Origin of the sequence: Pseudomonas fuscovaginae SE-1 (assembly GCF_000364705.1) — a bacterium.
In the GTDB taxonomy this organism is placed as follows: domain Bacteria; phylum Pseudomonadota; class Gammaproteobacteria; order Pseudomonadales; family Pseudomonadaceae; genus Aquipseudomonas; species Aquipseudomonas fuscovaginae_A.
In genome coordinates, this window is the sequence record NZ_AQOH01000366.1 from 1 (window position 1) to 8,038 (window position 8,038).

Here is an 8,038-nt window from a genome sequence, read left to right on the forward strand (position 1 = left end):
GGGCTGCAGAGCAGCCGCTGATGCTTCAGGCGCGTCGTGCCGGACAGAATGAAGTTGCAGGACTTGGACTTGCTGCGCAACCCAGCGCGGGCAAGCCCGCTCGCCACATGGGCTGCGGCAGGGCCTGGGGCCACAGGTTCGGCCCCTGCGGGCGGGCCCAGGTCGGCGTGTGCCCGTCCACCTCGACGGCCTGGCGCTCGGCGCCGACGTCGAACTGTTCGCGCGGGTCAGGCCGGAAGGCTCTGGCACGCGACTTACGGGGATAGCCCGAAAAACCCTCTTATATCCAAAAGAAATTAAATCATTCTTTTATATTCTTTTGTAATTCAACCGTTGGACTGCAAGACTCGGCGCCGAATCATCCATCAAGTGTTGAGATCCCCATGAAAAAATTGACTGCCCTCACTGCCCTCAGCCTCGCGATCGTCTCGGGTCTGGCCCACGCCGACCGCCTGGAAGACATCAGGAAATCCGGCGTCCTGCGCGTGGCCGCGTTCGACAGCAACCCGCCGTTCGGCTTCATCGACGCCAAGACCAAACAGATCGAAGGCCTGGACGTGGACTACGCCAAGGCCATCGCCGACAAGCTCGGCGTCAAGCTGCAACTGCAGCCGACCAACCCGGCCAACCGCGTGCCACTGCTGGTGGCGAACAAGGTCGACCTGGTGCTGGCCAACTTCACCATCACCCCGGAGCGCGCCGAGCAGGTCAATTTCAGCATTCCCTACTTCAGTTCCGGCCAGCAGTTCATCGTCAAGAAAGGCACCCTCAAGTCCCAGGACGACCTGAACAAGTGGCGCGTCGGCGTCGACAAGGGCACCGTCAACGAAGGCGTGCTGCGCGAGAAATTCCCGGGTGCCAAGGTCGTCGCCTATGACGACACGCCCTTCGCCTTCACCGCCCTGCGCAACGGCAACGTGCAGGCCATCACCCAGGACGGCCCGAAGCTGATCGGCCTGCTGGCGAACGTCCCGGACAAGGACAAGTACGAAGTGCCGCCCTTCACCATCTCCAACGACCTGATCGGCGTCGGCATTCCCAAGGGCGAAGCCGCGCTGACCGACGTGGTCAACCAGACCCTGGTGGAGCTGGAGGCCAAGGGCCAGGCGCAGAAGATCTATGACACCTGGTTCGGCCCCGACACCAAGACGCCGCTGGCCCGCCTGTACAAGATCGGCGACAAGAGCTGATCGCTCGCCACGCGTTGCTCTGCACAGCCTGCCCGGTCCGCCGTGCGGGCTCTTTGTCTTCTGGATGGACTCCGTGATCGATGTTTGGTGAATTGCTCGGCCCGCAGTATCTGAAATGGCTGTTCGATGGATTTGTCCTGACCCTGGCACTGTCCGCCGTGGTCTGCCTGGTGGCGACCGGTCTGGGCTTGCTGGTGTGCCTGGCGCGACTTGCCGGCGCACCCTGGCTGGCCTGGCCGGCACGCAGCTACCTGGCGCTGCTGCGCAACACCCCGCTGCTGGTGCAATTGTTCTTCTGGTACTTCGGCGTCAGTGCGCTGTTGCCCGAAGAACTGGTGACCTGGCTCAACCTGCCCCATGAGGTGAGCGTCGCCGGGGTGGCCCTCGACTGGCCGTCCTTCGAATTCATCGCCGGTTTCTGGGGTCTGATGCTCTACACTTCGGCCTTCATCGCCGAGGAATTGCGCGCCGGCGTCGCCTCGGTGCGCCCGCAGCAGCGCGAAGCCGGCCTGGCCATGGGCCTGCGTCCGGCACAGGTGTGGCGCTACGTGGTATTGCCCCAGGCCTTGCACACGGCCCTCGGACCACTGCTGGGGCAATACATGAACGCCCTGAAGAACTCCTCGCTGACCATGGCCATCGGCCTGGCCGAGTTGTCCTATGCCTCGCGCCAGGTCGAGACCGAAACCTTCAAGACCTTCCAGGCGTTCGGCTTCGCCACCCTGCTCTACATCTTCAGCATTGCCTTGATCGAAGCGGCGGGCCAGTGGATCCGCCAGACCAGGCGTTATCGCCGGGGAGCGGCCTGAGTCATGGACTTTTCCGTCATCACCGACAACCTCGGCTACTTCCTGCTCGGCGCCTATCCCGACGGTCCGCTCGGCGGCGCTGCGCTGACACTCGTCTTGAGCGTCCTTTGCGGCGTCAGCGCCGCGATTCTCGGCCTGGTACTGGGCATCGCGTTGAGCACTCTCAAGGGTTGGCCCAAAGGGATACTGATTGCGGTACTGGGCTTCCTACGGGCAATCCCCGTGCTGATGCTGATCTTCTGGAGCTACTTCCTGCTGCCGATCCTGTTCCACTTCGACATTCCGGCGCTGTTCACCGTGGTCTGCGCCCTGTCACTGATCGGCGGTGCCTACCTGGCGTACTCGGTCCACGCCGGCATCCAGAGCCTGCCGGCCGGCCAATGGGCCGCGGCGCGGGCGCTGGGCATGCGTCCGGTGCAGGTCATGCGCCTGATCATCCTGCCCCAGGCCCTGCCAATCATGCTGCCGTCGTTTCTCAACCAGTGGATCTCACTGATCAAGGACACCTCGCTGGCGTACGTGATTGGCGTGGGAGAGTTGTCTTTCGTCGCGACACAGGTGAGCAACCGGGTGATGGTGCACCCGACGGAGATCTTCCTGTTCGTGGCGCTGGTGTACTTCGTGTTCTGTACCGGGCTCGATCTGCTCGCCGGCGTGCTGGCCCGCAAGCAGCCCGCCGTGACAGCCGCCCGATAACCCTGGTCTTGACTGCAAAGCGCCGAGGTTTGAAACACTGCTGCTGGACGATCCTCGCGACTTGCAGGATGTCGCGAGTTTTCTGATCGAGAGGAAACAATACGGATCAGGAGCGAGCCCGCCGCAACCCGTGTTCAACGGGCGGTTCCCTGGCCCCTTCCCTGCTGCGCAGCCGGCAATTCTCGGGTCGGTTCCTTCGGCCCGATGAAGAACCAGAGTACCAGCCCCAGCAACGGCACCCAGATCAGCACGACGATCCACAACCCCTTGGTTCCCGCACTCCTTCCGCTCTTGAGCACACTTCTGATGGCCCATGACTCGACCAACAGCACCATCACCGCCAGGGCGATCCAGACATATTCGATTTGCATGGTTTTCCTCCCGTGTGTCCTGCGTTAGGCGCAAGGCACCGGCGAGGGTTCATTCGGATTTGATCAGTGATTCGAATACCCGCCCCGTTTCAACCCTGGAAACGGCCCGGGCCATCGGAATTTACAGCGCGCTCCCAGAGAGATATCCTTCTGCCACCTATGAGAATCAGACTCATTTTCAGAAAGGCATCCCGTTGGACCATCGACCGCCCCCTCCAGCGCCCGCTGTCAAGGACCGCCAGGCAGGCCCCTACTCCAGACCCCGTATCTTTCTGCACTGGCTGTCAGCCGTCGTTATCCTGTGGGCGACCTTCAGTGGCTTCGGCGTGACCCTGCTGGATCAACAGACCCCCTTCCGGCAATGGGTCGAGTCGTTCAATCCCCAACTGACCAGCCTGTTCATCCCGTTTTTCGCCTGGCGCCTATGGCTGGCGATCAAGGCCTACCCAGGCCCCACGCACACTGGCGTGCAGGCCCGCCTGGCGAAACTTGCGCATGGGGCGATCTATGCCACGGTGACGGGTGTGCTGATCACAGGGGTGCTGATGATGAACCACCCGGTGAAGATGCTCGATCTGTTCCAACTGCCACAACTGGTCCACTCCAGCACCGCGCTGGCGCAGTTGCATGAGGAACATCACGTGATGTGCGCCCTGCTCGGTGGCCTGGTTGCGCTGCATCTGCTGGCGGTGGTGCAGCATCAGGCAATGGGACGGTCGGTGCTGGGCAGAATGCTCAATCGCTGACCGCATCCAGGATGTCCTTTAGGCGATATCCACGGGCTTATTCGCGTTAGTCGGAAGACCTCGGACCGGTTAAAGTCTGCATACTGTTTCTATTCCCGGATAACGCTCTCCATGACCCGTCCCCGTTTCCTGCCCGACAACTTCACGCTGACCCTGATCAGCGTGGTGATCCTCGCCAGTCTCCTGCCCGCCAGCGGCCAGGTGGCGCTAGGCTTCGGTTGGCTGACCAACATCGCCATCGCCCTGCTGTTCTTCCTGCACGGGGCCAAGCTCTCCCGTGAGTCGATCATTGCCGGTGCCGGCCACTGGCGCCTGCACCTGTTGGTGTTCGGCCTGACCTTCGTGCTGTTTCCGCTGCTGGGCCTGGCACTCAAGCCAGTGCTCTCGCCGCTGATCGGCGATCAGCTGTACATGGGCATGCTCTACCTGTGCGCCCTGCCCGCCACCGTGCAATCGGCCATCGCCTTCACCTCCCTGGCTCGCGGCAACGTACCGGCCGCCATCTGCAGCGCGGCGGCCTCCAGCCTGTTCGGCATTTTCCTCACGCCGCTACTGGTAACCCTGCTGCTGAACGTGCATGGCGAAGGCGGCTCGACCGTCGATGCCATCGCCAAGATCAGCGTGCAACTGCTGCTGCCGTTCATTGCCGGCCAGATCGCCCGGCGCTGGATCGGTGCCTGGGTCGGCCGCAACAAGAGCTGGCTGAAGTTCGTCGATCAGGGCTCGATCCTGCTGGTGGTCTACAGCGCCTTCAGCGAGGCAGTGAACGAAGGCATCTGGCACCAGATCCCGCTCCGGGATCTGGCCGGGCTGGTGGTGGTCTGCTGCGTGGTGCTGGGCCTGGTACTGGCCGCCTCGACCCTGCTGGGCAAGGCGTTCGGCTTCGACCAGGAAGACCGCATCACCATCCTGTTCTGCGGCTCGAAGAAAAGCCTGGCGACCGGCGTGCCGATGGCCCAGGTGCTGTTCGCCGGTAGCACCATCGGTGTACTGATCCTGCCGCTGATGCTGTTCCACCAGATCCAGCTGATGGTCTGCGCCGTGCTGGCCCAGCGCTACGCCAAACGGCCGGAGTCGGTGGGTGAACTGATGGGCCAGGTCGATCCCTGAACCCCGGGCTGGACCTCTGTGCTGCCTGAGTCGCCACCGGGCCAGGCAGCCCGCTCAGGGCTTCAACTCCCCTCGGTAGCGAACATCGGCAGTCGCCGTAGCATCCAGTCCAGCAGTTCCTGGGCCGCCGCAGCCAGTGGCCGGCCAGACTTGACCAGTAACTTCGCCTCGATATTGCGAAACAGCGGGTGGTCGACCGGCACGACCGCCAGCTCCCCCGCATCGATCTCGCGGTAGGCGGCGAACTCGCCGATCAACGAAGCGAAATTGCCGCTGGCCACCAGTCGCTTGAGCGCCGCCATCGAGTTGCTGAGCAAGGCCGGACGGACTTCGATGCGTTCGGTGAACTCCAGCGACCTGATGGCATGGCCAATACCGTAGGTGCCAGGCGTCAGCACCAGTGGACAGGCAAGCATTTCCTGCAAGGTGACCGGAGCACCGCGCACGACCAGTGGATGACTCACGGGCAGCAGCAAAACCAGGGGTTGCGCCGAAGCGGCCCGGCATTCGATATGCGGATGTGCCGGCGGGTTGTAGGCCAGGCCGATGTGCGCACGGTTTTCCGCGACTTCCTTGAGAACATCGTCGACGGGCAACGTATCCAGACTGACATCGAGCTGTGGGAACTGCGTGCAGAAAGGTGCCAGTACATTGTCCACCAGGGTATCGACGTAACCCTCACTGATCACCACCCGCACCTGGCCCTGCTGCAGCCCCCGGATCGCCTGCAACTGGTCCTCGAGTTTCTCCTGGTGCGAGCGATAGCCGCGCCAGAACTCCAGCAGGTGCGCGGCCGCTTCGGTCGGTCGCACGCCCCGCGCCTGGCGTTCGAACAACCGGGCGCCAAGCTCTTGCTCCAGCAACCTGATCTGGCGGGTGATGACCGAAGGTGAGGTATTGATATGGTCCGCCGCCCCCCGAATCGAGCCATGAACCAGCACCTCATGGAAGTACCGCAGCCGCTGCTGATTGATCTCACGCATCCGGAAAAGCTCCTGCCAAACGACTGTTGCCTAGAGAGCAACGATACATGAACTTGGTTGCTCTTGCTGATCCAGGATGGGCAGCGCACCATGTGCTCCACATAACCAGCCGCCATGAGGAAACCCAATGCTCCTGCACCTGTCGACCTGGGCCGAGATCGGCCAGTTTCTCGAACGCAGCCGTACCATCGTCGTGCCCATCGGTTCCAACGAACAGCATGGTCCCACCGGTCTGCTGGGCACCGACTGGATGTGTCCGCAAATCATTGCCCATGAGGCCGAGAAAAACGCCGATATCCTGATCGCCCCGACCTTCAACATCGGCATGGCCCAGCACCACCTGGCCTTTGCGGGCACCATCTCGCTGCGGCCGTCGACCTTTATCGCCGCCATCGGTGACTGGGTACGCTCCCTGGCCGGCCATGGCTTCGAGAAGATCCTGTTTCTCAATGGCCACGGCGGCAACATCGCTTCGATCGAAGCGGCGTTCTCGCAGCTGTATGCCGAAGCCAGCTTCGCCAGGCGCCCTGCCGGCTTCGCCTTGAAGCTGTGCAACTGGTGGGACCTTGAGGGTGTGGGCGAACTGGCCCGCGAGCAGTTCCCGGTTGGACATGGCAGCCACGCCACGCCTTCCGAGATTGCCGTGACCCAATGGGCCTACCCGGACTCCATCAAGTCGGCCGATTACTCGCCACAGATCGCCAACACCGGACCGATCCGCGAGGCCCTGGACTTCCGTGCACGCTTCCCGGATGGCCGCATGGGTTCCGATCCGGCCCTGGCCAGCGTGGAAAAAGGCGGTGAGCTGGTGCGCCTGGCGGCCAGCAGCCTGCTGCGGGAAGTCGAAGCCTTCAGTCGCGAGGCACTTGTCCAGTAGTGTCCGGTCTCGGCGGCAGGCTCTAGGCTTTGTCTGAAAAGTCTTGAGACGAAGGTCAGGCAAGGCGAAAACCGCCGAGGAACGGCCGGGGTCGCGCCCGACTTTACTGGAGTAAATGAGCATTCCGAGGCGGTTTTCAACGCAGCATCACCGAGTATCAAGATTTTTCAGACAGAGCCTAAGACATCGGCACGGCGATCAGCAGGATCGCCGTGCCATGAGTCGCCGTGGAGGCCAGCACCCCATGGCGCATCCGCACCAGCGCACAGGCCAGCCCCTCCAGCAGGGTAAACAGCAGCACCGGCCAGCCCAGTTGGGTAACCGTCAGCGCCAGAAATGAATGACAGGCGCAAAACGCCACGGCACTGATCAACGCTGCCCGCAACAACGACATCCGCTGTTCCAGATAACCTTGCAGGAACCCGCGAAACAGCACCTCCTCCAGAGCATTGGCGCCATAGGCCAGCACCAGCATGCCGGGCAGCCAGCCCCAATAGCCGACCAGCGCGGCCGGTTCGATTCCCTGATACAGCCGCAGGGGCAGACCGATCAGGCAACCGGCAACGAACCCCACCAGCAACCCGGCCAGCCGATTGCCCCTGAACATTACCAGCCACTGCCACAACTCCGGCGCCAGCCAGGCCAGCAGCACGACCAGTCCCAGGGACAAGCCGCCGAGCATGGCCAGCACGAACGGATTGGCGATGAACGCAATCTGCAAGTCACCACTGAGCGACCACAGCCCCAACGGCGTCATCGCGTCACGCAGTAGAACAAAGGTCAGCAACAGGATCGCGATGCGCAGGGCCGGCTGGGTCCTGGGCACCAGGCCGAACCAGAGGGCGCACAGGAGCAGGCCCGGAATCAGGTAAAGCCCGTAGTGGATAAGAACAACAAGTCCGTCATGGATCATTCGGCCATCCCTGATCTCGGCGCGCGGTGAGAAGCGTCCGTTTTAGCAAGTTCCCCGCTACGCCGACAAGACCTCCCCCAACACGCTCCCCCCTTTGTGGAAGACGGCCTGGCGGGTGTCTTGTGGGCGCAGGATTTACCGAGGCGTCGCACCGCCGCGAAGAGGCGCTCAAGTCTTTCCCAAAACCCTAGAGCCTCCCACAGGGGATCGCACCGCAATCCAGGCGTTCGTGGCGTCAGCAGGATCGAGGAAAATGGAAATCCAGGCCGTGTTGACCATGGATGAAAACTTGAGAAAAGAGAAAATGGCAGGGGCGGCTGGATTCGAACCAACGCATGGCAGG

9 protein-coding genes are annotated in these 8,038 nt (G+C 62.6%); 6 read left to right on the forward strand and 3 right to left on the reverse strand.

Annotated features, from left to right (window positions below):
* Positions 1-383: 383 nt before the first annotated feature.
* The 3 genes from K675_RS0128725 to K675_RS0128735 all read left to right on the forward strand — a co-directional run bounded on the left by K675_RS0128725 (position 384) and on the right by K675_RS0128735 (position 2,695).
* The gene (locus tag K675_RS0128725) at positions 384-1,190 is read left to right on the forward strand and encodes an ABC transporter substrate-binding protein (RefSeq protein WP_017906910.1); all 807 of its coding nucleotides are present in this window, start codon (positions 384-386) and stop codon (positions 1,188-1,190) included.
* Between the two features lie 80 nt (positions 1,191-1,270).
* A complete protein-coding gene (locus K675_RS0128730; protein WP_017906911.1) occupies positions 1,271-1,999 on the forward strand; it encodes an amino acid ABC transporter permease in 729 nt (242 codons plus the stop codon).
* A 3-nt stretch (positions 2,000-2,002) separates the two neighbouring features.
* The gene (locus tag K675_RS0128735; protein WP_017906912.1) at positions 2,003-2,695 is read left to right on the forward strand and encodes an amino acid ABC transporter permease; all 693 of its coding nucleotides are present in this window, start codon (positions 2,003-2,005) and stop codon (positions 2,693-2,695) included.
* Between the two features lie 134 nt (positions 2,696-2,829).
* Here K675_RS0128735 and K675_RS0128740 read toward each other — a convergent pair whose 3' ends face one another.
* Positions 2,830-3,066, reverse strand: a complete 237-nt coding sequence (locus K675_RS0128740) for a PLD nuclease N-terminal domain-containing protein (RefSeq protein WP_017906913.1) — start codon at positions 3,064-3,066, stop codon at positions 2,830-2,832.
* Between K675_RS0128740 and K675_RS33945 the strand changes: the two genes are divergently transcribed.
* Together K675_RS33945 and K675_RS0128750 are read left to right on the forward strand one after the other, a co-directional pair.
* Positions 3,009-3,812: a cytochrome b gene (locus K675_RS33945; RefSeq protein ID WP_269745395.1), complete on the forward strand. Its 804-nt coding sequence runs from the start codon at positions 3,009-3,011 to the stop codon at positions 3,810-3,812. The two genes, K675_RS0128740 and K675_RS33945, sit on opposite strands and share 58 nt — an antisense overlap.
* Positions 3,813-3,923: 111 nt before the next feature.
* Positions 3,924-4,922, forward strand: coding sequence for a bile acid:sodium symporter family protein (locus tag K675_RS0128750; RefSeq protein WP_017906915.1), 999 nt, complete (start codon positions 3,924-3,926; stop codon positions 4,920-4,922).
* 62 nt (positions 4,923-4,984) lie between these two features.
* On the opposite strand, the gene K675_RS0128755 is transcribed toward K675_RS0128750, so the two are convergent.
* Positions 4,985-5,905: a LysR family transcriptional regulator gene (locus K675_RS0128755; RefSeq protein ID WP_017906916.1), complete on the reverse strand. Its 921-nt coding sequence runs from the start codon at positions 5,903-5,905 to the stop codon at positions 4,985-4,987.
* Between the two features lie 127 nt (positions 5,906-6,032).
* On the opposite strand from K675_RS0128755, the gene K675_RS0128760 reads away from it, so the two are divergent.
* Positions 6,033-6,782: a creatininase family protein gene (locus K675_RS0128760; RefSeq protein WP_017906917.1), complete on the forward strand. Its 750-nt coding sequence runs from the start codon at positions 6,033-6,035 to the stop codon at positions 6,780-6,782.
* A 178-nt stretch (positions 6,783-6,960) separates the two neighbouring features.
* Here K675_RS0128760 and K675_RS0128765 read toward each other — a convergent pair whose 3' ends face one another.
* Positions 6,961-7,695: a CPBP family intramembrane glutamic endopeptidase gene (locus K675_RS0128765; RefSeq protein ID WP_017906918.1), complete on the reverse strand. Its 735-nt coding sequence runs from the start codon at positions 7,693-7,695 to the stop codon at positions 6,961-6,963.
* Between the last annotated feature and the right edge of the window lie 343 nt (positions 7,696-8,038).